Origin of the sequence: Novosphingobium lentum NBRC 107847 (assembly GCF_001590965.1) — a bacterium.
Classification (GTDB): domain Bacteria; phylum Pseudomonadota; class Alphaproteobacteria; order Sphingomonadales; family Sphingomonadaceae; genus Novosphingobium; species Novosphingobium lentum.
The window spans coordinates 1-23,657 of the sequence record NZ_BCTW01000014.1 but is presented as its reverse complement, the minus strand read 5'-3'; the positions used below and the strand labels follow the sequence as shown (position 1 = coordinate 23,657).

The window sequence follows — 23,657 nt, the reverse complement described above, 5'->3', positions numbered from 1 at the left end:
GCCACGTTCTCCGCCACCGGCCGCCCGCTGGTCATCAGCGATTGCGACGAAGTGCTGCTGCACATGGTAGCACCGTTCCGCGATTGGCTGGCCGAAGCGCATGACGTCGACTTTTCGATGAAGAACGCCGATTTCGGCCAGGCGCTGCGCCATCGCGCCAGCGGCTCGCTGGTCGAACCGTCGGACATCTGGCGCTACCTCAACTTGTTCTTCGATACCGAGATGCACCGCCAGCAGGCGATCGCCGGCGCGGTCGAGGGGATTAACAAGCTGGCCGAACACGCCGATGTGGTGATCCTTACCAATCTGGGCGATCACCGGCAGGAACATCGCGCGCAGCAGTTGCGCGATGTCGGCATCCACGCCCGGGTGTTCACCAATTCGGGGCCGAAAGGCCCGGCGCTGAAGGCGATCCTCGACGAATACCGGCCCAGCCGCGCGGTGTTCATCGACGATCTGCCGCAGCACCACGGCTCGGCGCGCGACGTGGTGCCGCACATTGCGCGGCTGCACTTGTGCGGCGAACCGCTGCTTGCCCCGCACATCGATTGCGCGCATGCGGCGGGCGATGCCCACGCCCGGATCGACGATTGGGCCAGCGCGCTGCCGTGGCTGCTCGACCGCCTGACGGGTGCCGAATTGCACGGGGGCTCGCACGAGCACGAAGCTTTGACGAAGGAATCGCGAACATGACGGATACGGTCGCGGCACGGCTTGCCGAACTCGGCCTCACTTTGCCCAAGGCCGCCGCGCCGGTGGCGGCCTATGTGCCCACGGTCGAGGCGGGCGGGCTGCTGCACGTTTCGGGGCAGCTGCCGTTCGTCGATGGCGCGCTGGTCACCGGGCGGCTGGGCGAGGATGTGACGCTGGAGCAGGGCGTCGCCGCTGCGCAGGCCTGCGCGCTGATGATTCTGGCGCAAGTGCAGGCTGCGCTTGGCGGATCGCTCGACCGCGTCGCGCGGATCGTCAAGCTGGGCGCGTTCGTCAATTCGACCGGCACGTTCACCGATCAGCCCAAAGTCGCCAACGGCGCCTCGGAACTTATGGTCGCGGTATTCGGCGATGCGGGCCGCCATGCCCGCAGCGCGGTGGGCGTTCCCGTCCTGCCGCTGGGCGCAGCAGTGGAAATCGATGCGATTGTTGCCCTCCACCCTGCTTGACGCCTGGTTCGCGCCTGCGCCGAAACCCGGTCAGGTCGATTGGTTGCGCGACGCGACGTACGCCCATCGCGGGCTGCACGGGTCCGGCGTGCCCGAAAACTCGCCATCGGCTTTCGCCGCCGCGATCGCACGCGGGCACGGCATCGAATGCGATGTCCAGCGCAGCAGCGACGATGCGGCGATGGTGTTCCACGACTGGGAGCTTGACCGGCTGACCGGCCAGAGCGGCCCGGTGATCGAACACAGCGCCGCCGAACTGGGGCGCATGACGCTGTCGGGCAGCGCGGATTGCATTCCAACGCTGCGCCAGCTGCTCGATCAGGTGGCTGGCCGGGTGCCGTTGCTGATCGAGATCAAGTCGAGGGACGACTTGCGCATCGCCCCGCTGTGCCTGGCGGTGCGGCGCGTGCTCGAAGGCTATCGCGGGCCGGTCGCGGTGATGAGCTTCGACCCGCGCGTGTCGCGCTGGTTCCATGTCCATTCGCGCCACGTCGCGCACGGGCTGGTGGTGACCGAGGATGGCAAGCGCACGCTGCTGGGGCGCCTGCGCCGCCATCTCGCGCTGTGGTCGGCCAAGCCGCAGTTCCTCGCCTATGACATCCGCGACCTGCCCAGCGGCTTTGCCAGCGCGCAGCGTCGGCGCGGGTTGCCGCTGCTGACCTGGACGGTGCGATCGGCCGAACACGTCGATCGTGCTGCGCGCCATGCCGATGCCCCGATCGCCGAGGGGGCCGGGCTCCCCGCGTGAGTATCACCGCCACGATCGCGCAATCGGTCGGCGCGCTTCCCGCAGACGCGTGGGATCGGCTGGCGAGATCGGGCAATCCGTTCACCAGCCATGCCTTCCTCAAGCTGCTGGAAGATTCCGGAAGCGTCGGTGGGCGTAGCGGCTGGTCGCCCGCGCCGATCACGATCGCCGGCGCCGATGGCCGCCTCGCCGCCGCGCTGCCGGCGTACCTCAAGGACCACAGCCAGGGCGAATATGTGTTCGACCAGGGCTGGGCCGATGCCTGGCACCGCGCCGGCGGGCGTTACTATCCCAAGCTGCAACTGAGCGTGCCGTTCACACCCGCCACCGGCCCCAGGCTGCTGCTGGGCGATCGCGACGACCTCGCCCTGCCGCTGCTGCGCGCCGCCGAGCAGCTGTGCGTCGCCAACAAGCTGTCGTCGGCGCACGCCACGTTCATCGAGCCGGAGCAGGTGCCGTATTTCGAGGCTGCGGGCTGGCTGTTGCGCAACGACATCCAGTTTCACTGGGAAAACCGGGGCTACGACAGTTTCGATGCGTTCCTGGACGCGCTGTCGTCGCGCAAGCGCAAGGACATCCGCAAGGAACGCGCCGCCGCGCAGGCCGGGGTGCGGATCGCCGCGCTGACCGGTGCCGACATCCGGCCCGAGCACTGGGACGCGTTCTGGCAGTTCTATCAGGACACCGGCGCGCGCAAGTGGGGCACGCCCTATCTCACCCGCCGCGCATTTTCGCTGCTGGGCGAGCGGCTGGCCGACAAGGTGCTGCTGGTGCTGGCCTTCGACGGGGACACGCCGATCGCCGGGGCGCTCAACTTCATCGGCGAGGACGCGCTCTATGGGCGGTACTGGGGGTCGGTGGTGGACAAGCCGTTCCTCCACTTCGAGCTGTGCTATTACCAGGCGATCGACGCGGCGATCGCGCTGGGTCTGTCGCGGGTCGAGGCGGGGGCGCAAGGCCAGCACAAGCTGGCGCGGGGGTACGAGCCGGTGCGCACATTCTCGGCGCACTACATCGTCGACCGGGGCTTTCGCGCGGCGGTGGCCGATTTTCTCGAGCGCGAGCGTGCCGGCGTGGCGCAGGACGCGCAGTGGCTGGGGCAGCACACGCCGTTCCGCAAGGACCACGACTGACGGCTGATGCCGTCAGGTTTTCTCCGACTCACGTCGGATACGGCGACGGGCCGGTGTCTACTCAAACCGAAAGCGCTAGTTCCGGCCCTCGCTTCCTGCCCCGCCGCCCCTGATGGAACGCGGCGGAGAGACAGGACAGGGAGCGAAGGCCGGATCGTAACCCGGCAAGTCTTGCGTCAGATCGTGTCAGGCAGCGCGGCGGCTGGAGGCGGCGATCCATTCGCGGGCGCGGCGTTGCGCTTCGGCGATTTCACGCGCGGTCATTTCCTCGGAGATGTCGGCACGGCAGAGCGCCGCCTCGTCATGTCCGGCAACCGCGGCCAGGTTGAACCACTTGTGCGCTTCGACCAGGTCGCAATCGACGCCGTGGCTGCCGGTCGAGAACGCGACGCCCAGGTCGAAGAAGGCATTGCCATCGCCTTGTGCCGCAGCGGCCAGGCATGTCGCCACCAGCAGGTCGGTGCCGCGCAGGGCATCATCACCGCTTGAAAAATCGGGCGAGAAATCGGTAGCCGCACCATCCGCGACCAGATTGATCCATGCTTTTCCCACGATCGTTGAACCCCCGTTTCGGCAGCGCCCCCTGGCCCTGTCCGTGACCCCAAAGTCACCAAACAAGGTCAACAAATGGTTAACGCCGCAAAAATGTACCGCGAGCAGGCATTTCGTGATCGCCGTCACCTCCGTTCGGCCCGTCTTGATGTTGATCGCCTTATGGGGCGTGCAGAATGACTTGTGCCGATTCCGGCCCGCTCGTATAGGCGCGCCAAGCCACGAGCCTGCATCGCTTTTCGACGGGTGACGCGGGCCAGGGGTCGGTATTCTTGGTTCAACCGGAGGGCCGGATGGCGGCGACTTTGACTGACGAAATTGATGTCCTTGCAAAAGCCCGCCGGGCCTTGCCCGGAGATTACGTCCCGAACGAAACTGAACCCTACATGGGCGAGGCCCAGCAGGATTATTTCCGGCGGCTGCTGCAGGAATGGAAGCGTTCGATCCTTTCGGCATCTGCGGGCACGCTGGCGTCGTTGCAGGATGGACCGATCCGCGAACCCGACCTCAACGATCGCGCGTCGAGCGAGACCGACTGGGGCATCGAACTGCGCACGCGCGACCGCCAGCGCAAGCTGATCGCCAAGATCGATTCGGCCATCCGCCGCATCGATGAGGGTGAATACGGCTTTTGCGAGGTCACCGGGGAGCCGATCGGGCTGGGTCGGCTGGTCGCCCGTCCGATCGCCACGATGACGGTCGAAGCCCAGCAAGCGCACGAACGACGCGAGAAGATTTCCCGCGATATGTAGCCGCATTGTGGAATGTGACGCAAAAAGGTCGATTCCGGGCGCAAAATATGGTTAATGGCCACGCGCGTTAACGATTTCTTGGCCACGCCCTTATAAGGTCTGGTCAGTAAAACTTGCGAATATCCCACCGGAACGGATCGAACCTCGGATCGATTCGCGTCCAGTCGGACACCTGGAGAAGAACGGAAACCGATCGGTGACAGAGCTCGACCATCGGCATTTGGGGCGCGACAGCCTGTTCCTGATGGCGGACGTGCGCCTGACGGGGACCGATGTCGAACACCGCATCAAGGTGCGCAACCTTTCGCCCGGCGGCATGATGGCCGAAGGGCCGATGAAGGTGCAGCGCGGCACCCAGTTGCAGGTCAACCTTCGCAATATCGGCTGGACCGATGGCGTGGTCGCCTGGATCCAGGACAGCCGGTTCGGTATCGCCTTTTTCGAGGATGTCGACGCCAAGCTGGTGCGCGCGCCGGTGCCCGTCGGCGAATCGATGACGCCGCGCTTCGTCAAACCGCCGATGCACGCCCCCAAGGCCAGCAGCATTCGCAAGATCTGACGGACTTCGTTGCTGATTTTCCGGTGATTGCGCGCCGCCGGCGCTGACCGCCCCAATCGTATCTGCTAGGCCGCGATGATGGCCCGGTATCCCCGCCTGCTGATGTCGCTTGGCGCCGCGTTGGCGCTCGCAGCCTGCGGGCGTGGCAACGGCGGGGCGTTGCCGGTTTCGGTGATCGGCGACGCCGCCGATGTGCGCGCCGGCGGATCGCGGCTTGGGCCCGCTGCCCAGTTGCTGCGCAACGCCACGGTCGAAGGGCTGGTGGGGTTCGATTCCGAAGGCCGTGTCGTCCCCGCCATCGCCGATCGCTGGATCGTGACCGACGACGGCCAAAGCTACATCTTCCGCCTGCGCGACGGGACCTGGCCCGATGGTACGCCGATCACCGCCGAATCGGCCGCCGGTGCGCTGCGTCGGGCGCTCGGCGCGCTGCGCGGGACGGCGCTGGGCCTTGATCTTGCCGATGTCGAGGACGTCCGCACGATGGCCGGACGGGTGGTGGAGATCGACCTCAAAAGCCAGATGCCCGACCTGCTGACGCTGCTGGCGCAACCCGAACTCGGCCTGCCCTACAAAGGGCACGCCACCGGACCCATGGCGCAGCGGCGCGATAGCGCGATCCTGCAGCTTACGCTCATTCCCCCGGAAAAGCGGGGCCTGCCAGCGCAAGCCGCGTTTGAACAGCACGTCAGGGCGCTGCTGGTGCGGTTCGAATCCTCGCGCGCCGCGGTGGGCCGCTTCAACGACGGCGATGTCGATGTGGTGCTGGGCGGGCGGATCGATTCGCTGCCGCTGGCCGGGATCACCAGCCTGTCGCGCGGCAACGTCCAGCTCGATCCGGTGATCGGCCTGTTCGGGCTGCTGGTGGAGAACGACGGCGGGTTCTTCGCCGATCCCTCCAACCGCGAGGCGCTGGGCATGGCGATCGACCGCGATGCGCTGATCGGCGCGTTCAACGTCGGCGGCTGGCACCCCACGACGCGGATCGTGTCGCCCGATGTCGATGGCGACCTGGGCACGATCGGCGAGCGCTGGACCGCGATGTCGATGGTCGAGCGGCGCGCCGTGGCCGCAGCGCGGGTTGCGCGGTGGAAGGCCGGCGGGCAGCAAGTGCAACAGTTGCGCGTGGCCATGCCGGGCGGACCCGGCTCGCGGCTGGTGCTGGCGCGGCTGACCGAGGATTTTGCCGCGATCGGGCTTGGCGTCCGGGAAGTGCCCGAAGGCGCACCCGCCGACTTGCGGCTGATCGACAGCGTGGCGCGTTATGGCCGGGCAACATGGTTCCTCAACCAGCTGGGCTGCGGCGCGGGCCGGGTTCCGTGCAGCCCCACCGGGGATGCCCGCATGGCCGAAGCGCGCGCGACCAGCGATCCGCAGCAACGCGCGGCCTTGCTGGCCGAGGCCGAGGCCGAAATCACCGCCGCCAATTTCTACATCCCCATCGCCCGTCCGCTGCGCTGGTCGATGGTCCGCGCGCGCGTTTCAGGGTTCGCGCCGAACCCGTGGGGCTGGCATCCCTTGCCGCCGATGGCCGTGATCCCCAGATAAGGGGGCGAATGCTTCCTTATCGGGAAAGTCGGACATCATGGTCGAAGCCAGTGCAGCAAAATCCCGGGTCGAGCGGATGGGCATCGAATTGCCCGGCCTCGGCAACGATCCCGCCGCCATTCGCCAGCGGATCGAGGCGATGGAGCGCCTGCTCGAAGGGCTGTTCGTGATCCCCGGCATCAACCGCCCGATCGGGCTCGATGCGATTGTCGGGCTGATCCCGGTGGCCGGCGATTTCGTCACCGCCGCGATGGGCGCCTGGCTGGTGTGGGAAGCCCGCAACCTGGGCATGCCGCGCTGGAAGCTGTGGCGCATGGCGGGCAATGTCGGGTTCGACGCGATGATCGGGCTGGTGCCGCTGGTGGGCGATGCGCTCGACTTCATGTTCCGCTCGAACACCCGCAACCTGAAGATCATCAAGCGCCATCTGGACAAGCATCACCCCGCCACCAGCACGGTGGTGCAAGGGTAGCCCTTCGCCCGCAGGACTAAAAGTCGATCGCGATCCCGTTGCGTTCCCAGTCACCGAAGCGTGTGGGATCGAGACCGTCGGGATCGTCCTGCGGCTGGATCGCGACGGGCGACGGCGCGGGATCGTTGGTCCAGTGGGCCGGGCGGGTGAACCCGGCAGGACGCGTGGTGGCGCGGGGAGTGGGATTGTCCATCGCCGCAGAATGCGCCCGCGCGCGCGCAGATGCAATCGGCTCCGGGTGAAATCACCGCGCTCCTCCCGCCGCATTTGCCAAACTGTCCGCCAGCGCCGATAGCGCGTCGCGATGGCTGCCACTCCCCCCAATCCCGCCGCTTCCCCCCCCGCACCGGGTTCGGATGATCCCGCCGGCCTGCCCGCCCGCCGCGCCGCGTTGCGGATGCTCGATGCGGTGCTGCGCCGCGGCGAACCGCTCGATCAGGCCGCGCCGCCGATCCTGCGCGGGATCGAGCGCGGCGACGATCGCCAGCTCGCCATCGCCATCGCCAGCGAGGCGCTGCGCTGGCTGGCCGATCTCGACAGGCTGATCGATGCCGCCACGCGCCAGCCGCTGCCCCACGATGCCAAGGCGCGCGCGGTGCTGCAGCTGATGCTGGCGCAGGCGTTGCGTCTGGGCCTGCCGGGCCACGCGGTGGTCGCCACCGGACTGCCGCTGCTGCAGGGCGGACCGCGCCGGCTGGCGCATGGCGTGTTTTCCGCCGTCCTGCGCGAAGGCACCGGACTGCCCGCCGCACCCACGCTGCCGGCCGCCACCGCGCTGCGCTGGGCGCAGGCCTGGCCCGGCCGGACCGAAGCAATCGCGGCCGGACTGGCCCAGGCCCCACCGCTCGACCTGACGTTGCGCGATCCGGGCGAGACGGCGGTGTGGCAGGAACGGCTGGGCGGCACTTCGCTGATGCCGGGCCACTTGCGCATCGCGCGCGCAGGATCGGTCGAGGCGATGGCCGGTTTTGCCGAGGGCGGCTGGTGGGTGCAGGATCTGGCGGCGAGCCTGCCAGCGCGCCTGCTCGGAGCGGGTGAGGGCCGCCGCGTGCTCGATCTGTGCGCCGCGCCGGGCGGCAAGACGCTGCAGCTGGCGGCGGCTGGCTGGAACGTCACCGCGCTCGACAAGTCGGCGCGGCGGCTGGATCTGTTGCGCGCCAATCTCGCGCGGACCGGGTTGGCGGCGGAGGTCATCGCTGCCGATGTGCTGCGCTGGGAGCCTGAGGCGCCGTTCGACGCGGTGCTGGTCGATGCCCCATGCAGCGCCACCGGCACCTGCCGCCGCCACCCCGACGTGCTCCATCGCTCGCCCGCGCTGGCCGAACTGGTGAAGTTGCAATCGGCGATGTTCGACGACGCCGCGCGCTGGGTCGTGCCGGGCGGGCAGCTGGTCTACGCGGTCTGCTCGATGGAGCCGGAGGAAAGCGAAGCGCGCGCGCAAAGCGCCGCGCCGGGGTTGGTGTCCTCCCCGATCGCCGCCGATGAATTGCCGGATGGACTCGTTCCGACCGAACAAGGCTGGCTGCGCAGCGATCCCGGCATGATGTCCGACGCGGGTGGGATCGACGGATTCTTCGCCGCGCGGTGGACGCGCGAGTAATACCTTCGCCCCAAGCTTGATACTTACGTCGTCCCGGACTTGATCCGGGACCGCTGGCGCTTGGGCCTGTCGTCGCGGATGAACGCCAGCGGTCCCGGGTCAAGCCCGGGACGACGCCATTTCATAACAGCCTCACGTTGTCGCCGAAGCCTTGAGGCGATCGGCGAAGCTTTTGCGCAGCTTCAGCAGCTTGGGCGGGATCACCGCCAGGCAATAGGGATTGCGCTGGCCTTCGCCTTCCCAATATTCCTGATGGTAATCTTCTGCCGGATACCACGTTGCCGGACCCTCGATGGTGGTGACCACCGGCTGAGTGCGGTCGGCAGAGGCGCGGGCGATGCCGGCCACCGCCTCGGCGCGCTGATCGTCATCCAGCGGGAAGATCGCCGAGCGATACTGCGTGCCCACGTCGTTGCCCTGGCGATTGAGCTGCGTCGGGTCGTGCGTGGCGAAATGGATGTCGAGCAGGTCGCCGTACGAGATCTGCGCGGGATCGAACGTCACGCGGATCGCCTCGGCGTGCCCGGTCTGGCCCGAACAGACCTGCTTGTAGGTCGGGTTCGCGCCTTTGCCGCCGATATAGCCGCTTTCCACCGCGCTCACGCCGATCAGGTCGCGAAACACCGCCTCGGTGCACCAGAAGCAGCCACCTGCGAAAATTGCCTGTTCCATGCCGTGGGTTCCTTCGGAATTGTTGCGGGGAAGATAGGTATTGGCACGCATCTTGTCACCGGGAGCCCCCGCACATTTGTCCGGTTCGGGCCATATCGGATCAAATGTCGTACCGGCGCTGGCGCGGGCCACAACGCTCGGCTAGAGCGCGCGCATGACGACGCTTACGGTTTCCGCGCTGCAACTGGCGCTCCATGCCGCCGATGAAGCGGACAATATCGGCGCGGTTGCGGCGCTGGTCGAACAGGCGGCCGCAGCGGGCGCGCAAGTGATCCTGCCGCCCGAACTGTTCGCCGGGCCCTACTTCTGCACGATCGAGGACGAGGCGCTGTTCGCGCTGGCGCAGCCGCTCGAACAGAGCGCCTCGGTCCGCGAAATGCAGCGGCTGGCGCGCAGCCTGAAGGTCGCCATCCCGACCAGCTTTTTCGAGCGTGACGGCCAGCATTACTACAACACGCTGGCGATGATCGACGCGGGGGGCGAGATTCTCGGGACGTATCGCAAAAGCCACATCCCCGATGGGCCGGGGTATGAGGAAAAGTACTATTTCCGCCCCGGCAACACCGGGTTCAAGGTGTGGGACGTGTTCGGCACGCGCATCGGCGTGGGCGTGTGCTGGGACCAGTGGTATCCCGAATGCGCGCGGGCAATGGCGCTGATGGGCGCGCAAGTGCTGTTCTATCCCACCGCGATCGGCTCCGAACCGTACGACGCCGATTTCGACACCAGCCGCATCTGGCGCCGGGCGATGATCGGCCACGCCGCGTCGAACTGCATGCCGGTGGTCGCCGCCAACCGCATCGGCACCGAGAGTGTCGGGGACGGACTAGGCGGCCAGCGCTTCTACGGGCACAGCTTCATCGCCGACCAGTGGGGCGATTTTCTGGGCGAATACGGCTGCGACGAAACCGGCGCGCTGACCGCGACGCTCGATCTGGCCGCCGCCGCGCGCCACCGTGCGGGCATGGGCTTTTTCCGCGATCGCCGGCCCGAACTCTACACCCGCCTGGTGCAGGACATTTGAGCGCAGGGTATCGTGGCGGGGCCCGCCAGCGCTACCTGATCGCGCTCGGCTCCAACGTGCGGCACCCGCGCCACGGGCTGCCGCCGCGCGTGCTGGCGGCGGCGCTGGCGGCTCTGGAGCACGGCGGCCTCGTGGTCGAACGGGTCGGCCCGATCATCGCCAGCGCGCCGCTGGGCCCGTCGCGGCGGTGCTATGCCAATGGCGCAGCGGTGATCGCCACGGATCGCGATCCACCGGCGCTGCTCGCCCTGCTCCAGCAGACCGAAGCCGCGTTCGGTCGCCGCCGTCGCGGCCGGAGATGGTCTGCGCGGGTGCTCGATCTCGATATCGTGCTGTGGAGCGGGGGGAGCTGGCAATCGCGCAGTCTATCGATCCCGCACCCGGCGTTCCGCCAGCGCCGCTTCGTGCTGGATCCCGCCGAAGCCATCGCACGGCGCTGGCGCGATCCGCAAACCGGCCTGACGCTGACACATCTTCGCGTGCGCTTGACCCGCACCAGCCGCGCCCCTAGGTGACGCGTCGGTGGGGGCCCTTAGCTCAGTCGGTAGAGCAACTGACTTTTAATCAGTAGGTCGCTGGTTCGAACCCAGCAGGGCTCACCACAAATAAACCTTTGCCGAACAAGTCGGCGCGCCGGGCCCGTTCGACGAACATGCCGTGCTGATCTCGGCGCCCGAAATGCGCCGGCGGGCGAGGGCGGCCGGGTTCGGCAATCCCGCGATCCAGTACAAGATGTTCTTCCCGGGCTTTTTTGCGGATGCTGCGCGGCCTTGAACCGGCGTTGGCCGCCGTGCCGCTGGGCGCGCAGTACGCGCTTATCGCAGCGTAGCCGGACCGACGCGCGGGGCGCGTTGCAAACTGCCCGGCCCTAAAATCACTCCCGCGCGCGGAACGTCACGCCGACCACGCGCGGATCGCTTGGTGTGCCCAGGATCAGGCCCGAATTGCCCGCCTGGATCGTCACGTTCTGGATATAGTCGCGGTCGAACAGGTTGCGCGCGAACACCGCCAGTTCCCAGCCTTTGTCCGAGCGATAGCCGATGCTGCCGTTGACCATGGTGTAGCCGCCGATCACGGTGTAGGCCGAGCCGGTGGGGTCGCCGAATTGCCTGGTGCGGCTGTTGAGATCGGCGTGGAGCAGCATGCTGCCGCGCAATGCGGCGACGGGTTGTTCGTAATCACTGCCCAGCGTCATCGACCACTTGGGCAGGCTGGGCAGTGCGCGTCCGCTGAGGTTGCAGGCTGCCGTGCCGCTGCCGATCGCCTCGATCGGGCACGGCCCGGCGGGGTAGGAATCGTAACGACCATCGGCATAGGCGACCGATGCGCGCAGCGAGAACCGGCGTGTGATCGCGGCGGTGGCATCGGCCTCGAACCCGCGCACGGTGACCTTGGGGATGTTGGCCAGGTAGGTGCGCAGCGCGACCGCCGCCCCGGTGTCGGTGACGTTGGTCTGGAAATCGGTGACGCGGGTGTAGAACCCGTCGATGTTGAAGGTCAGCCGCCGATCGAACAGGCTGGTCTTGAGCCCTGCCTCGTAGGCGGTGTTCTGTTCGGGGCGGACCACCGCCGTGCCCAGCGCGGGCTGGTTGGCATCGTTGAGTGGCAGGCCCGACATGTTGATGCCGCCCGACTTGGCGCCGCGCGCGAAGCTGGCATAGCCCATCACCGCGTCGGTCAGCTGGTAGGCGATGTTGGCGCGCCCGGTGAGCGCGCCGCCGTTGACTTTGGCCGCATAAGTCTGGCCGCGCAGGATGGACAGTTGCGCCGCGATCAGCCGCGCGTCCTTCACCACCGGCCCGCCGAACACGAACGTGTCGTATGTGCCGCTCTTGCGTTCGTAAGTATAGCGCAGGCCGCCGGTGAGTGTCAGGCGCGACAGCGGGCGCCAGTTGACCTCGCCGAACGCGGCGTAGCTGCTCGAGCGGAAATCGGTATGGCCATCGGTGCCGTAGCCATCCAGCAGGTTGGCGGGCACGGTGATGGTGTTGGGCGCGGTGCCGGTAGTCGGCCCGATCAGCCAATAGGCCGCGTCGGCCCCGTAGATCGAGATCGGCCGCCCGGTGACGCGCTGGTGGAAGAAGTAGAGCCCGCCGACATACGTGAACGGACCGCTGCCGTTCGAGGCGATGCGCAGTTCCTGGCTGTACTGGTCCTGCCGCGAGGGGATGTGCTGCGTGGTCTGGATCGGCAGCCCGGTGTAATCGCGGTCGTTCGCGGCGTCCCAGTTCCAGAATCGCCACGCGCTGACCGAAGTCAGCGTCGCGCCGCCGATGGTCCAGTCGGCGATTGCGGCCACGCCGCCCTCGCTGGTCTTGACCCCGATCGGCGCATCGATGTCGGTCACCCGGTCATAAGGATTGAGGCTGGGCGGCACGTAGCCGAAATGCGCGGCCAACGCCGGATACTGGCGCGCCGCCGACTTGAGCGTGGGCGCCACGCGCAGGAACACTTGCGTGCAGCAGTCGCTCTGGAAGTTGGTGAAATCGGCCGACAGCTTGAGCTGGAAGGTGGCCGAGGGCTTGAACAGCAACTGGCCGCGCACCGCCTGGTTGCCGATCAGGTTGTTGGCCTGGCCGGTGCGGACGTTGTCGATCACCCCATCGCGGCGGGTGACCACGCCCGAGATGCGGCCCGCCAGAGTGTCACCCACCAGCGGCCCCGACGCCGCAACCCTGGCCTGCGCGAAGTTGTTGCTGCCGTAGGAGAATTCCTGGCTCGCCTCGGGCGTGAACGTGGGCGCGCGGGTGGTGATGTTGATCGCGCCGGCGGTGCTGTTCTTGCCGAACAACGTGCCCTGCGGCCCGCGCAGCACCTCGACCTGATCGAGATCGGCAAAGTCGAACGCGGCGGTGGCGGGCCGCGCGTGATAGACCTGATCGACATAGAACCCGACGCCGGGTTCCAGCCCGTCGTTGGCCTGGCTCACCGCGACCACGCTGCTGCCCAATCCACGGATGGTGAAGGCAGTGTTGCGCGGGTTGGCCGAACTGTAGTTGAGCGCGGGCACGAGCTGCGACAGCTGCTGGGTGTTCACCGTGTACGACCGGTCGAGCAGCGCCCCGCCGACCACCGACAGCGCCGCCGGGACGGTCTGCGCATCCTCTGCCCGGCGGCGCGCGGTGACGATCACGATGGCGCCGTCGCCAGCATCGCCAGCATCGGCCGCAGGCGCTGCGCCGGGTTCGATCTCGTTCCCAGCCGTTCCGGCGCGGGCGGGAGATGCGACTGCGGACACCGCCAGAGCCAGCGCAAATCCGACCGTCGCCGCTGGGATAAAGTTGTGATGCATGAGTCCGAACTTCCCCGCATGCCCGATTCGATATATCTCATCGTATATAGATAAGGGCATGCGAGGAAAGGCTGGGAAACGGCTTGCGCGCAATCACACGTCGGATTTGGCGGGAAGCGGCTGGTCGCGCAGGGCGGCCGCCAGTTGCGAATTCTCCGGGCTGCGGGCAATCCGGCCCGCCTGTTTTTCCAGTGCCCGGTAAGCAGCAAGCACAGCGCGGCCGGGCTCGGTCAATTCGGCGCCGCGATCGTGGCGGCCGCCCTGATGCGTCTCCACGACCTTTTCGGAAAAGCACCGGTTCATCTCATCGACCAGCAGCCAGGTCCGGCGATAGCTCATGCCCAGCGCCCGCCCCGCCGCCGAGATCGAGCCTTCGCGGTCGATGGCTTCGAGTACGTCCGCCTTGCCCGGTCCCATGGCGATCTCGTCGCCGCAGATCAGCTGGATCTTGAGCTTCAGTGGCCCGACACGCATGTCATTTCCCGATCATCACGTCGTTGGTTTCGATCAAACCGGTTACCCCGTCGCCTTAGACCAAGGCAAGGTCTGCGATCGCTTCGTCCGCGCCATCGACGGCGCCGGACCGAAGCCCGGACACGCGACCAGCGAACCGGTCGCATGCGCTGATCGGGACCAATTTCTGTAGCGACCGGGCGTGGCTCGCTGTCAGGTCAGGGCTGCAATCAGGCCCGAAACGCCGCCGAGATAGGCCGGAATGACCCCTGCCTCGCACACCTTGAAATCGACCTGCAGACGGTCGTCGTCGGACAGCGACGCGACGATCCCGGCGAGTGGCTGTGCCAAAGTGCGCATGGCGGCTGCGGCCTCGCTATGCGAACGGAACCAGTAATCTGCAGCGACTGCAGGCTGGACCGGCGCGCTCTGATCCGTACCGCGCAGGAACCCCGCGCTCACCAGGATCGGACTGATGGCGGCTGCTTCGCGCACCAATCCGCTTGCGGCGTCCACAGCAGCCTGGACCTGCGGCGCAACGTCTCCGCTGCGCCGAGCCTTGTCGCTGGCCTGTTTACCCAGGAACATCGTGCGGATCATGTTGCGCGGCTCTGGCCGCTGGATCAGCCGCGCAAACACCGACATTTCGGCACGAATGGCCCCGTCGAACGGCTGCATCAGGCCGAATTCGATACAATCGAGAATGGCCAGCGGCGCCGGTTCGTGGCCCAGCATCCGCGCCAGCTCGCGCGTGCGTTCGCGCAGCAGCGAAGAGGCGTAGCTGGCGTGGGCCAGCGGCGTCGCGTCGGGCGCGTCCCACGGCTGGCGGGCGTGCGCGGCGGCCGACAACAGCCAGGCTTCAGCGGCTGCGACGTCCTCGCCCGGTTCGACCACGACGTCGGCCAAGCCCGCCGCGACGGCGGCGGTGCCATCCAGGTTCGTTCCCTTGAGCAGCACGTCGAGCCCGAGGTCGACCCCGACGAGGCGCGGCATGCGCTGGGTGCCGCCGCCGCCCGGCAGCAGTCCGACCGCGCATTCGGGAAGGCCGATAATGGCGCGTGGCGAGCTGGTCACCACGCGATAGTGACAAGCCAGTGCCAGCTCGCAGCCGCCGCCCAGCGCTACCCCGGCAATCGCTGCGGCAACCGGCTTGCCGGCGGTTTCGAGCCGGCGCAGCGCGTGGCTGAGCGGAAAAAAGTGGTTGAAGGCGATGTCGAAGCGGTCGGCAGGCGGAGCCGCGACGATCATGTCGTAGGCCACGCCCAGCTCGGTAAGATCGGCGCCCGCGCAGAACCCGCTGGCCTTGCCCGACCGGACCACGACGCCGCGCGCGTCGCTGCCATGCAGCCACTCGGCGAACGCGCCCAGTTCGTGGATCGCCTTGTTCGAAAACACGTTCATCGAACGATCGGGGCAATCGAACACGAGGTGGACGAGGCCACTGGCCTGCGGTTCGACGCGGAACTGCGTGAGCTGCGGCAGCACCGGGGGCTCGATTTGGGTCATGCGATGTCCTCGACGCGGATGTGCCGGGCGATCCGGGCGCGAGGGGGCCGGGCGTGCATCGCCCGTGTCCCCCGCGCCCGGATGGGCTTACTTGACGTACTTGTGGAAGTCCGGCGCGCGCTTTTCCTGGAAGGCGCGCATGCCTTCCTTCGATTCCTCGGTATCGTAGAACAGCTTCACCGAATTGAGCGCCAGCATCGAAATGCCGCGAATGTTGTCGCTGTCGGCATTGAAGCTGCGCTTGGCGAGGGCAATCGCCGTGGGCGAGCGCTGACCCAGCATTTCGGTCCATTCATCGACCGCCGCATCGAGCTCGGCGGCCGGGACGACCTTGTTGACGAGTCCCATTTCCAGCGCTTCCTGCGCCGAATACTGCAGGTTCAGGAACCAGATCTCGCGCGCCTTCTTGTCACCCACATGGCGGGCGAGGAACGCGGTACCCCAGCCGGCATCGACCGAGCCGACCTTGGGACCGACCTGGCCGAACTTGGCCGTATCGGCCGCGATGGTCAGATCGCACAGCGTCGCGAAGACATTGCCGCCGCCGATGGCAAAGCCGTTGACGCGGGCGATGACAGGCTTGGGAATGTCGCGGATGACCGACTGGAACTCGTCGATCGGCAGGCCGACGATGCCGCGTCCGTCGTACTGGCCATCCTTGGCGCTTTGATCGCCGCCGGTGCAGAACGCCTTGTCGCCTGCGCCGGTCAGCACGACGCTCGATACGCCCTTGTCGTCGGCCGCCAGCTTGAACGCGGCGATCAGTTCCTCGATCGTCTGCGCGCGGAACGCGTTGTACAGCTTGGGGCGGTTGATGATGATCCACGCGGCGCGGCCGCGCACTTCATAAAGGATGTCTTCGAACTGGGGGGTGCCGCTCATGGCGCGTCCTTTCTCTGGGTATTGCTATAGATGGCATTGGACCGGGCGACGACACGGTCGCCGACTTTCGCCAGCGCCTGGGTCACGATCATGCTGCGCGTGATCTTGACCAAGGTGACTTCGGCCACCAGCCAATCGCCGACCAGCGTCGGGGCCAGCAAGTCGACGCTCAGCGAAATCGTGGGCCGGTGGTAGTCGTGCAGCTTGTCGTTGATGACCACGAACGCCTGGCCATCGAGGAAGGTCGCCATGGCCCCACCGTTCATCACGCCGGTCGCGTTGCAATGCCGTTCCTCGATGCACAGGGCATAGCGGTGCGTGGCCCAGTCGATCGACAGTTGACCGACCGTCCAAGGCCCGGTGGCGGTCACCTCCCCCGCTTGCCAGTCACCGGCAATGGGGGGGTGCTGCTGCTGCCCGTCCGTCACTCTCAGACCATGTTCATTCCGCCGGAGACCGAGATGGCCTGGCCGGTGATGTACTTGCCATCGTCCGAGGCGAGCAGCGCGACGATCCCGGCATAATCCTCGGGCTCACCCATGCGGCCCAGCGGGATGCCGCGTTCGAGCGAGGCCTTCCACTTTTCCGCGTCCGGACCGGTGCCGGCCACTTCGGCCATCATCGGGGTGTTGGTCGGTCCCGGGCAGACGCAGTTGGCAAGCACGTTCTTGCGCGCCAATTCGCGCGCGATCGACTTGGTGAAGCTGATCAGGCCGCCCTTGCATGCCGAATAGACCGCTTCCATCGCGGTGCCGACCTTGGCCGCGTCGGACGCGATGTTGATGATCCGCCCGCCGCCATTGGCGACCATACGGCCCGCCACGGCGAAGTGCGTGTTGAGGTTGCCGGTCAGGTTGATGGCGATGACCTTGTCCCAGAATTCCGGGGTGGTCTTCAGGAACGGCTGCGGGCGATCCCACCCGGCGTTGTTGACCAGCACCCAGATCGGGCCGAGGTCCGCCTCGACTTCACCCACGGCCTTTTCCACACCGGCCAGATCGCTGACGTCGACCTGCCACGTCCTGACCACGGCATCGCCCGCGAGCTTTGCGGTTTCGGCACCTGCTTCAGTGCTGAGGTCGAAGATCGCGACCTTGCAGCCTTCCGCCGCCAGCCGCAGCACCAGTGCCCGCCCGATACCCTGTCCGCCGCCCGTGACGATCGCGACCTTGCCTGCCAATCCCTGCACCAAATCCTCCATCCCAATTGAACCTGCGGTCAGGTTTCGATGTCCTGGCCGCTTTCGGCATCGTTGCCGACGATTTCGAGCAACCGCGCCTTGATCTTCACGAGCGAGCGCGCGGCATCGTCGAGCTCGTTTTCGCTGACCGCCGAGAGGATGTCGGTTTCGACGACATCGACGTTCTCGCGGATCGTGGCGACCAGTTGCTTGCCGGCGCGGGTCAGGTAGACCCGGCGCGCACGGGCATCGCGCTCATCGGCGCGGCGTTCGACGAACCCACCGGTCTCCATGCGATCGATCAGCCCGCCGATCGCGACCTTGGTCAGATCTAGGTCGGCGGCGAGCGCGGTCTGGGTCATGCCGTCGCGGCGCGACAGGAAGGCCAGCACCCACCATTGCGAGCGGGTGATGCCGAGCGGCTTCAGCGCCCGGTCGACGACGATGCGGCGCAGGCGCGAAACGTCGTGGATCAGGAATCCGAAACGAAGGTTGGCGTCGAGGTTCTTCTGCACAGGCGATACTCCGGGAGGCGATCCCTCCCGGTCGGACTTTGCGGCGTCGGAGGCAAGCGGAACCACGGGCACCGTCACCGGGTGCGGCCAAGCCGGCCCTTGAACATGTCGCGAGAAATGATCGTCTTCATCACCTCGATCGAACCGCCCGCGATCTTGACGATGCGCGCGTCGGCATAGGCGCGGGCGATCGGATATTCCCACATATAGCCCCAGCCCCCGAACAACTGCAGGCACTTGTCGGCGGTTTCGCAATGCAGTTCGGACGTGGTCATCTTGGCCATGGCGGCATCGACCGGATCGAGCTTGCCCGCCATGAACAGTTCGATGCACTTGTCGGTAAACACGCGCGCCATCACGCTGCGCGCTTTCAGATCGGCGAGCACGAACTGGGTGTTCTGGAAATCGGCGATCGACTGGTCGAACGCGCGGCGTTCAGCGGTGTAATCGACCGTCCATTCGATGATCGTCTCGGTCACGGTGGCCGAACGGATCGCCTGCGCCAGCCGTTCCTGCGAAAGCTTGGTCATCATCAGCGGGAAGCCGCCGCCCTCGGTCCCGAGCATCGCACCGGCTGGCACGCGCAAGTTGTCGAAGAACAGTTCGGACGTATCCTGCGCCTTCATCCCCAGCTTGTCGAGGTTCTGGCCGCGCTTGAACCCGGGCAGGCTGGCATCGACCAGGAACAGCGTCACGCCCTTGGCCCCGGCGCTGCTGTCGGTCTTGGTGGCCAGCACCAGCACGTCGCACATCTGGCCGTTGGAAATGAACACCTTCTGGCCGTTGATGACGAAATCATCGCCGTCGCGCTCGGCGCGGGTGCGGATGGCCTTGAGATCGCTGCCGGCGTGCGGTTCGGTCATGCCGAGCGAGCCGATCGCCTCACCCGTGACCATTTTCGGCAGCCAGTGGCGCTTCTGCTCCTCGGTGCCGAACGAGAGGATGTAGGTCGAGACCAGGTCGGTGTGGATCAGGAAGCCGGGGCCGCTGGCGCCCACCCGCCACAGCTCCTCGAACACCACCACGTCGAACAGGTAATCGAGCCCCAGGCCGCCGTATTCCTCGGGCACGGTGCAGCAAAGCATGCCTGCTTCGCCCGCCTTCAGCCACAGTTCGCGCGGGACGATGCCGTCCTTTTCCCACTGGGCGTGGAACGGGACGATTTCCTTTTCGACGAACTTGCGCACGGTTTCGCGCCACATGTCGTGCTCGGCATTGAACAGCTGGCGTTCGATCATGCTGCGGATCCTCCGTCGGCAGCAGGCGAGGTCGTTTGCCGCTGCGCCTTTTCCTTCGCCACCGAACCGGCGATCTTGTCGCGCGCGGCCTGCCATTGTTCGGGCGTGAGATTGGTGAGGTCGGCGAACGTGCCCGGTCCGGCGAGATGCTGTCCGCCGTCGATCGCGATAGTCTGCCCGGTGAGATAATCGCACGCGTCGGAGAGCAGGAAAGTAATCAGGTTGGTCAGTTCGTCCATCTGCCCGAAGCGGCGCATCGGCACGGTCGCGGCGCTGGTTGCCGACGATACCGTGTCGGGGATCGGGTTGAGCTTGTCCCACGCGCCTTCGGTCGGAAACGGTCCCGGTGCGGTGGCGTTGAGCCGGATGCCATAGCCGCCCCATTCGGCGGCAAGGCTCATCGTCATCGCGTGGACCGCGGCCTTGCCCATCGCCGACGGCACGACGAAGGCCGAACCGGTCCAGACCCACGTGGTGAGGTTGGACACGACCGAACCCGGCAGGCCGTCGCGGATCCAGCGCTTGCCGCACGACAGCGTCGCGTGGAACGTGCCGTCCATCACCGTCGATGTCACCGCCCGGAAGGCACGCGCCGACAGGTCCTTGGTCGGCGCGATGAAGTTGGCGGCGGCATTGTTGACCAGGCCGGTCAGCGGCTTGTCCTGCCAGATCGTGTCGACCATCGCGTCGACCGCATCGGCATCGCGAATGTCGCAGGCGTGGGCAAAGACCTCTCCGCCGGTTGCTTTTGCAATTTCGGCGGCAGTTTCCTCGAGCAGCGCCAACCGGCGGCCGCAGATGTGGACCCGGGCCTTGCGACCGGCGAGCGCGTGCGCGATCTCCTTGCCGAGACCGCCGCCACCACCGGTGACGAGCACGACCTTGCCGTCCAGCGCATCATCGCGAAACAGGTCCCGCTTCTGGTTCATACCGCCCCCAAAGACCGCTGGCACCGTGCCGCGGAAATACATTGCCGGCTTGCGAGCAATTGTGAACCTGTTTACAAAAACGCCGGGGCGTGTCAAGCATCGCATCGATGAATGCCCGGGCGTCAGCCCAGGTGCACGACGGAGGGGTGATCGATGAAGCGCGGCATCAATACGGTGGGCGGGTATCTACCGCGTCGTCGGCGCGATCCGAAGGCATCTGCGAACCGTGCCGGAGACAACGCATGAAGGGCAGGGCGCTGGCGGCGCTGTTGAAGAGCAAACTGCGGTTGCCGGTCATGGCCGGGCCGATGTTCATCGCATCGACCGCCGATCTGGTTATCGCGCAATGCCGCGCCGGGATCATCGGGTCGATGCCCGCGCTCAACCCGCGGTCGAGCGCGGCGCTGGACGCCGATATTGCAAGGATCGGGGAAGCCGTGGGCGACGCGCCGTATGCGATCAACCTCGTCGCCCACGCCAGCAATTCGCGGCTCGAGGCGGACCTTGACGTGGTGTTGCGCCACAAAGTGCCGATCGTCGTGCTGGCGCTGGCCGCCAATCGCGATCTGGTGGCGCGGCTGCAGGCCAACGGCAGCCTGGTGTTCCAGGACGTGATCAAGGACCGCCACGCGCGCAAATGCGCCGAGATCGGCGTCGACGGGATCATCGGCGTGGGCGCAGGCGCCGGGGGGCACACCGGCGATTTGTCACCGTTCGCGTTGTGCCAGGAAATCCGGGCGTGGTGGGATGGGCTGCTGCTGCTGTCGGGGTGCATCGCCAACGGGCGCTCGGTGCTCGCCGCCGAAGTGCTGGGCGCCGATCTGGCCTATGTCGGTTCGCCGTTCCTCGCCAGCGACGAAGCCAATACCCAGCCGGGGTTCCGCCGCATGATCGTGGAAGGCACCGCCGCCGACATCGTCACCACCAACTGCTTCACCGGGGTCGATGCCAATTTCCTGCGGCCCTCGCTGGTCGAGAACGGGCTTGATCCGGCGCAGCTCAAGCGGGCCGAAGGCAAGGCGATCAACATCGACGGCGGTGGCGACAACGCCAGGGCGTGGAAGGAAATCTGGAGCGCCGGGCAGGGCATCGGTGCCGTGCGCCGCGCGGAGCCGGCGGGCGACTATATCGATTGGCTGGCGCAGGATTATGCGGCAGCGCGTGCCGCAATGCGGATGCCTGCATGAACCGTGCGGCTGCTGCATGGCGAAGGAATTCCCGGCGCGATTGACACTTGCCCCGATGCGCTGGCCGGGCTTTACCATGGGGAAAACAAGCGCAAGCGGATGATCCGGCTTGCGCGACGGGAGACGATGCCATGCCGACCACAGCCAAGCATTCCTTGTACGTCGTGTTCGCGGTGGCATCGCTGCTGGCCGTCTGGCCGCACGCCTTTGCGTGGATGCAGGAAGGCGGCAATATCCTGAACTTGCCCAGCTTTTTCATCGACAGCTACCGCTCGGGCAACGCCGCGGCGTTCCTGACCATCGACATCGTCGTGGCCTGGATCACCTTCATGATCTGGGTGGTGGGCGATGCCGCGCGGATCGGGCTGGGTGCGCGCTGGGGCTGGATCTTCCTCGCGCTGTCGTTTCTTGGCACCTGCTTTGCGTTCCCGCTCTATCTGGTGATGCGCGAGCGGCACCTTGCGCGCCAGGGCCAAGTCGCGTGACCGCCGCGACGCTCGACCTCGACGTCAGCCGGGCGGAGCTTTATGCCGAGGACGGCTGGCGCGAGCCGTTCGCCTGGCTGCGCGAGAACGCCCCGGTCCACCGGCAGGAAGACAGCAAGTTCGGGCCGTACTGGTCGGTTTCGACCTACCAGACCATTGTCGAGGTCGAGGCGCAGCCCGAGGTGTTTTCCTCGAGCTGGCGCAGCGGCGTAACCAGCATCACCATCGCCGAACGCCCGCCGGGCACGGGCTTTCCCAATTTCATCCGCATGGACGCGGCCGAACACCAGGCGCAGCGCAAGGTCGTCACCCCCGCGTTCACGCCCAGCGAGATGGCCCGGCTGTCGATCGATATCCGCGCCCGCGCCGGCGCGCTGCTCGATACCCTGCCGCTGGGCGAACGCTTCGACTGGGTCGATAAAGTGTCGATCGAACTGACCACGCAGATGCTGGCCGTGCTGTTCGATTTTCCGTGGGACGATCGGCGGCTGCTGCCGTTCTGGTCCGACGTTGCGGGCAACATCGAGCAGTTCAACGATCCAGCGGCGCAGGCCGAACGCCTCGGCCATCTTGCCGACATGGGGCATTACTTCAAGCGGCTGTGGGATGAACGGATCGCTGGTGATGCCGCACCCGACCTGCTCAGCCGGATGATCCGCTCAGACGTCACCGGATCGATGGACATGGACGAATTCATCGGCGCGCTGACGCTGCTGGTGATCGGCGGCAACGACACCACGCGCAACACGATGAGCGGGCTGGTGTTTGCGCTGGACCAATACCCCGACCAGCGCGCCGCGCTCGAAGCCGATCCCGGGCTGATCGACAACGCGGTGTCCGAATTGATCCGCTGGCAGACCCCGTTGGCGCACATGCGGCGCAACGCGGTGCGCGATGTCGAGCTGGCAGGCCAGACCATCCGCGCCGGGGACAAAGTCGTGCTGTGGTACATCTCGGCCAACCGCGACGAAAGCGTGTTTGCCGACGCCGAACGCTTCGACCTCAGGCGCGATAATGCCCGGCGCCATCTGGCGTTCGGCTACGGCGCGCACCGTTGCGTCGGCGCGCGGCTGGCCGAATTGCAGGTGCGTATCCTGATCGAGGAACTGCAGAGCCGACGCCTGCGCGTGCATGTCGAGGGCGAGCCGATCCGCGTCGCACAAAGCTTCGTCCACGGCTTCGAGGCATTGCCGGTCACGCTCGAACGCTATTGACCGCGCCGCTCCCGGGCGATGGCGGCGAGGATGAAATAGGCGACGATCGAGAACCAGCTCAGCCACGCGAAATAAGGGAATTAATAGCTCATCACGCCGTTCCACGCGAACACGCCGCCTTTCAGGAACGCGGTGAGGCTGGCGGGCAAAAACGTCAGGCCGGCCCAGATCGCGTACCAGCACGCCCATTTGGGCAGCATCGGCTTCGGCGCCTTGTCATGCAGCCCGACGATCGCGGCGGCGATCATCTGGAGCGTCGTGCACAGATAGAGCTGGTCGATGGTGAGCCAGCCCATGTCGTGCAGCATCTGCGTGATCTCGGGATTGCGTTCGGGGCGGAACGCCGCCGCGATCCAGAACGTCGCGCTCATCGACACGACCATGACCGTCAGCGCGCCGCCGATCAGCTGGAGATAGGTGAGCATCGGCGAGGCGCCCTCGATCCGCCGCATCCGCGCGGACAGCACCGCAGTCCACGGCAGGTAGAGGCACACCAGCACCACCGACAGGACGAACCCGATGCGGATGCGCAAGCCGTTTTCGGCATAGTGGCGGG

27 protein-coding genes and 1 tRNA gene are annotated in these 23,657 nt (G+C 66.8%); 15 read left to right on the top strand and 13 right to left on the bottom strand.

Features of this window, described 5'->3' with window-relative positions:
- The first annotated feature begins 63 nt into the window (after positions 1-63).
- From NL2_RS13320 to NL2_RS13305, 4 genes are read left to right on the top strand one after another with little or no spacing between them, the layout of a single operon-like run.
- A complete protein-coding gene (locus NL2_RS13320; RefSeq protein ID WP_068076263.1) occupies positions 64-693 on the top strand; it encodes an HAD family hydrolase in 630 nt (209 codons plus the stop codon).
- Positions 690-1,160: a RidA family protein gene (locus NL2_RS13315; protein ID WP_068076071.1), complete on the top strand. Its 471-nt coding sequence runs from the start codon at positions 690-692 to the stop codon at positions 1,158-1,160. Before NL2_RS13320 ends, NL2_RS13315 begins: the two co-directional genes overlap by 4 nt.
- Positions 1,132-1,908: a glycerophosphodiester phosphodiesterase family protein gene (locus NL2_RS13310; RefSeq protein WP_068076070.1), complete on the top strand. Its 777-nt coding sequence runs from the start codon at positions 1,132-1,134 to the stop codon at positions 1,906-1,908. The genes NL2_RS13315 and NL2_RS13310 overlap by 29 nt, the downstream gene beginning before the upstream one ends.
- The gene (locus NL2_RS13305; protein WP_068076068.1) at positions 1,905-3,041 is read left to right on the top strand and encodes a GNAT family N-acetyltransferase; all 1,137 of its coding nucleotides are present in this window, start codon (positions 1,905-1,907) and stop codon (positions 3,039-3,041) included. Before NL2_RS13310 ends, NL2_RS13305 begins: the two co-directional genes overlap by 4 nt.
- 186 nt (positions 3,042-3,227) lie before the next feature.
- On the opposite strand, the gene NL2_RS13300 is transcribed toward NL2_RS13305, so the two are convergent.
- Positions 3,228-3,512: an SEL1-like repeat protein gene (locus NL2_RS13300; protein WP_157083173.1), complete on the bottom strand. Its 285-nt coding sequence runs from the start codon at positions 3,510-3,512 to the stop codon at positions 3,228-3,230.
- A gap of 374 nt (positions 3,513-3,886) precedes the next feature.
- On the opposite strand from NL2_RS13300, the gene dksA reads away from it, so the two are divergent.
- From dksA to NL2_RS13280, 4 genes are all read left to right on the top strand, one after another.
- Entirely contained in the window at positions 3,887-4,345 is a 459-nt protein-coding gene (gene dksA / locus NL2_RS13295; RefSeq protein WP_068076066.1) for an RNA polymerase-binding protein DksA, read from the top strand.
- A 196-nt stretch (positions 4,346-4,541) separates the two neighbouring features.
- Positions 4,542-4,904, top strand: coding sequence for a PilZ domain-containing protein (locus NL2_RS13290; RefSeq protein ID WP_068076065.1), 363 nt, complete (start codon positions 4,542-4,544; stop codon positions 4,902-4,904).
- 78 nt (positions 4,905-4,982) lie between these two features.
- A complete protein-coding gene (locus tag NL2_RS13285; RefSeq protein ID WP_245647685.1) occupies positions 4,983-6,452 on the top strand; it encodes an ABC transporter substrate-binding protein in 1,470 nt (489 codons plus the stop codon).
- 37 nt (positions 6,453-6,489) lie between these two features.
- On the top strand, positions 6,490-6,924 hold the full coding sequence (locus tag NL2_RS13280; RefSeq protein ID WP_068076062.1) for a DUF4112 domain-containing protein: 435 nt from the start codon (positions 6,490-6,492) through the stop codon (positions 6,922-6,924).
- 16 nt (positions 6,925-6,940) lie between these two features.
- Here NL2_RS13280 and NL2_RS20820 read toward each other — a convergent pair whose 3' ends face one another.
- Positions 6,941-7,117 (bottom strand): DUF1674 domain-containing protein, encoded by a 177-nt coding sequence (locus NL2_RS20820; protein WP_084356078.1) that lies wholly within the window; start codon positions 7,115-7,117, stop codon positions 6,941-6,943.
- A gap of 111 nt (positions 7,118-7,228) precedes the next feature.
- Here NL2_RS20820 and NL2_RS13275 point away from each other — a divergent pair, with 111 nt between their 5' ends.
- Entirely contained in the window at positions 7,229-8,524 is a 1,296-nt protein-coding gene (locus tag NL2_RS13275; RefSeq protein ID WP_369405456.1) for an RsmB/NOP family class I SAM-dependent RNA methyltransferase, read from the top strand.
- A gap of 132 nt (positions 8,525-8,656) precedes the next feature.
- On the opposite strand, the gene msrA is transcribed toward NL2_RS13275, so the two are convergent.
- A complete protein-coding gene (msrA, locus tag NL2_RS13270) occupies positions 8,657-9,196 on the bottom strand; it encodes a peptide-methionine (S)-S-oxide reductase MsrA (protein ID WP_068076056.1) in 540 nt (179 codons plus the stop codon).
- A gap of 154 nt (positions 9,197-9,350) precedes the next feature.
- Here msrA and aguB point away from each other — a divergent pair, with 154 nt between their 5' ends.
- From aguB to NL2_RS13255, 3 genes are all read left to right on the top strand, one after another.
- Positions 9,351-10,220: an N-carbamoylputrescine amidase gene (aguB, locus tag NL2_RS13265; protein ID WP_068076052.1), complete on the top strand. Its 870-nt coding sequence runs from the start codon at positions 9,351-9,353 to the stop codon at positions 10,218-10,220.
- Complete coding sequence (gene folK / locus NL2_RS13260) at positions 10,217-10,735, top strand: 2-amino-4-hydroxy-6-hydroxymethyldihydropteridine diphosphokinase (RefSeq protein ID WP_068076044.1); 519 nt, start codon at positions 10,217-10,219, stop codon at positions 10,733-10,735. Before aguB ends, folK begins: the two co-directional genes overlap by 4 nt.
- A gap of 11 nt (positions 10,736-10,746) precedes the next feature.
- A tRNA-Lys gene (locus NL2_RS13255) sits at positions 10,747-10,822 on the top strand.
- Between the two features lie 272 nt (positions 10,823-11,094).
- On the opposite strand, the gene NL2_RS13250 is transcribed toward NL2_RS13255, so the two are convergent.
- From NL2_RS13250 to NL2_RS13210, 9 genes are all read right to left on the bottom strand, one after another.
- Positions 11,095-13,512, bottom strand: a complete 2,418-nt coding sequence (locus tag NL2_RS13250) for a TonB-dependent receptor (protein WP_068076042.1) — start codon at positions 13,510-13,512, stop codon at positions 11,095-11,097.
- A gap of 93 nt (positions 13,513-13,605) precedes the next feature.
- A complete protein-coding gene (locus tag NL2_RS13245) occupies positions 13,606-13,986 on the bottom strand; it encodes a winged helix-turn-helix domain-containing protein (RefSeq protein ID WP_068076040.1) in 381 nt (126 codons plus the stop codon).
- 192 nt (positions 13,987-14,178) lie between these two features.
- Positions 14,179-15,471 (bottom strand): enoyl-CoA hydratase-related protein, encoded by a 1,293-nt coding sequence (locus NL2_RS13240; protein ID WP_068076038.1) that lies wholly within the window; start codon positions 15,469-15,471, stop codon positions 14,179-14,181.
- An 87-nt stretch (positions 15,472-15,558) separates the two neighbouring features.
- Entirely contained in the window at positions 15,559-16,353 is a 795-nt protein-coding gene (locus tag NL2_RS13235; RefSeq protein ID WP_068076036.1) for an enoyl-CoA hydratase-related protein, read from the bottom strand.
- Positions 16,350-16,781 (bottom strand): PaaI family thioesterase, encoded by a 432-nt coding sequence (locus NL2_RS13230; RefSeq protein ID WP_157083166.1) that lies wholly within the window; start codon positions 16,779-16,781, stop codon positions 16,350-16,352. The genes NL2_RS13235 and NL2_RS13230 overlap by 4 nt, the downstream gene beginning before the upstream one ends.
- 2 nt (positions 16,782-16,783) lie before the next feature.
- The gene (locus NL2_RS13225; protein ID WP_068076259.1) at positions 16,784-17,542 is read right to left on the bottom strand and encodes an SDR family NAD(P)-dependent oxidoreductase; all 759 of its coding nucleotides are present in this window, start codon (positions 17,540-17,542) and stop codon (positions 16,784-16,786) included.
- Positions 17,543-17,571: 29 nt separating this feature from the next.
- On the bottom strand, positions 17,572-18,048 hold the full coding sequence (locus tag NL2_RS13220; RefSeq protein ID WP_068076032.1) for a MarR family winged helix-turn-helix transcriptional regulator: 477 nt from the start codon (positions 18,046-18,048) through the stop codon (positions 17,572-17,574).
- A 74-nt stretch (positions 18,049-18,122) separates the two neighbouring features.
- A complete protein-coding gene (locus NL2_RS13215; protein WP_068076030.1) occupies positions 18,123-19,286 on the bottom strand; it encodes an acyl-CoA dehydrogenase family protein in 1,164 nt (387 codons plus the stop codon).
- Complete coding sequence (locus NL2_RS13210; RefSeq protein ID WP_068076256.1) at positions 19,283-20,215, bottom strand: SDR family oxidoreductase; 933 nt, start codon at positions 20,213-20,215, stop codon at positions 19,283-19,285. The genes NL2_RS13215 and NL2_RS13210 overlap by 4 nt, the downstream gene beginning before the upstream one ends.
- A 242-nt stretch (positions 20,216-20,457) precedes the next feature.
- Here NL2_RS13210 and NL2_RS13205 point away from each other — a divergent pair, with 242 nt between their 5' ends.
- The 3 genes from NL2_RS13205 to NL2_RS13195 all read left to right on the top strand — a co-directional run bounded on the left by NL2_RS13205 (position 20,458) and on the right by NL2_RS13195 (position 23,101).
- Positions 20,458-21,402 carry an NAD(P)H-dependent flavin oxidoreductase gene (locus tag NL2_RS13205; protein ID WP_068076026.1) on the top strand — a complete coding sequence of 315 codons (945 nt, stop codon included), beginning with the start codon at positions 20,458-20,460 and terminating at the stop codon, positions 21,400-21,402.
- A 131-nt stretch (positions 21,403-21,533) separates the two neighbouring features.
- On the top strand, positions 21,534-21,887 hold the full coding sequence (locus tag NL2_RS13200) for a DUF2834 domain-containing protein (protein WP_068076024.1): 354 nt from the start codon (positions 21,534-21,536) through the stop codon (positions 21,885-21,887).
- Complete coding sequence (locus NL2_RS13195) at positions 21,884-23,101, top strand: cytochrome P450 (protein ID WP_068076022.1); 1,218 nt, start codon at positions 21,884-21,886, stop codon at positions 23,099-23,101. Before NL2_RS13200 ends, NL2_RS13195 begins: the two co-directional genes overlap by 4 nt.
- A gap of 80 nt (positions 23,102-23,181) precedes the next feature.
- On the opposite strand, the gene NL2_RS21445 is transcribed toward NL2_RS13195, so the two are convergent.
- Positions 23,182-23,657 (bottom strand): hypothetical protein (locus tag NL2_RS21445; protein ID WP_068076020.1); only part of this gene is annotated, 476 nt, incomplete at its 5' end.

What these genes read in the sequence shown, in the direction of transcription:
- NL2_RS13235 (WP_068076036.1), bottom strand. Translation starts at nt 16,353, where the DNA reads ATGAGCGGCACCCCCCAGTTCGAAGACATCCTTTATGAAGTGCGCGGC.
- NL2_RS13205 (WP_068076026.1), top strand. Translation starts at nt 20,458, where the DNA reads ATGAAGGGCAGGGCGCTGGCGGCGCTGTTGAAGAGCAAACTGCGGTTG.
- NL2_RS13285 (WP_245647685.1), top strand. Translation starts at nt 4,983, where the DNA reads ATGGCCCGGTATCCCCGCCTGCTGATGTCGCTTGGCGCCGCGTTGGCG.
- NL2_RS13245 (WP_068076040.1), bottom strand. Translation starts at nt 13,986, where the DNA reads ATGCGTGTCGGGCCACTGAAGCTCAAGATCCAGCTGATCTGCGGCGAC.
- NL2_RS13215 (WP_068076030.1), bottom strand. Translation starts at nt 19,286, where the DNA reads ATGATCGAACGCCAGCTGTTCAATGCCGAGCACGACATGTGGCGCGAA.
- NL2_RS13275 (WP_369405456.1), top strand. Translation starts at nt 7,229, where the DNA reads ATGGCTGCCACTCCCCCCAATCCCGCCGCTTCCCCCCCCGCACCGGGT.
- NL2_RS13250 (WP_068076042.1), bottom strand. Translation starts at nt 13,512, where the DNA reads ATGCATCACAACTTTATCCCAGCGGCGACGGTCGGATTTGCGCTGGCT.
- msrA (WP_068076056.1), bottom strand. Translation starts at nt 9,196, where the DNA reads ATGGAACAGGCAATTTTCGCAGGTGGCTGCTTCTGGTGCACCGAGGCG.
- NL2_RS13280 (WP_068076062.1), top strand. Translation starts at nt 6,490, where the DNA reads ATGGTCGAAGCCAGTGCAGCAAAATCCCGGGTCGAGCGGATGGGCATC.
- aguB (WP_068076052.1), top strand. Translation starts at nt 9,351, where the DNA reads ATGACGACGCTTACGGTTTCCGCGCTGCAACTGGCGCTCCATGCCGCC.
- NL2_RS13240 (WP_068076038.1), bottom strand. Translation starts at nt 15,471, where the DNA reads ATGACCCAAATCGAGCCCCCGGTGCTGCCGCAGCTCACGCAGTTCCGC.
- NL2_RS20820 (WP_084356078.1), bottom strand. Translation starts at nt 7,117, where the DNA reads ATGGACAATCCCACTCCCCGCGCCACCACGCGTCCTGCCGGGTTCACC.
- NL2_RS13320 (WP_068076263.1), top strand. Translation starts at nt 64, where the DNA reads ATGGTAGCACCGTTCCGCGATTGGCTGGCCGAAGCGCATGACGTCGAC.
- NL2_RS13315 (WP_068076071.1), top strand. Translation starts at nt 690, where the DNA reads ATGACGGATACGGTCGCGGCACGGCTTGCCGAACTCGGCCTCACTTTG.
- NL2_RS13210 (WP_068076256.1), bottom strand. Translation starts at nt 20,215, where the DNA reads ATGAACCAGAAGCGGGACCTGTTTCGCGATGATGCGCTGGACGGCAAG.
- dksA (WP_068076066.1), top strand. Translation starts at nt 3,887, where the DNA reads ATGGCGGCGACTTTGACTGACGAAATTGATGTCCTTGCAAAAGCCCGC.
- NL2_RS13200 (WP_068076024.1), top strand. Translation starts at nt 21,534, where the DNA reads ATGCCGACCACAGCCAAGCATTCCTTGTACGTCGTGTTCGCGGTGGCA.
- NL2_RS13310 (WP_068076070.1), top strand. Translation starts at nt 1,132, where the DNA reads ATGCGATTGTTGCCCTCCACCCTGCTTGACGCCTGGTTCGCGCCTGCG.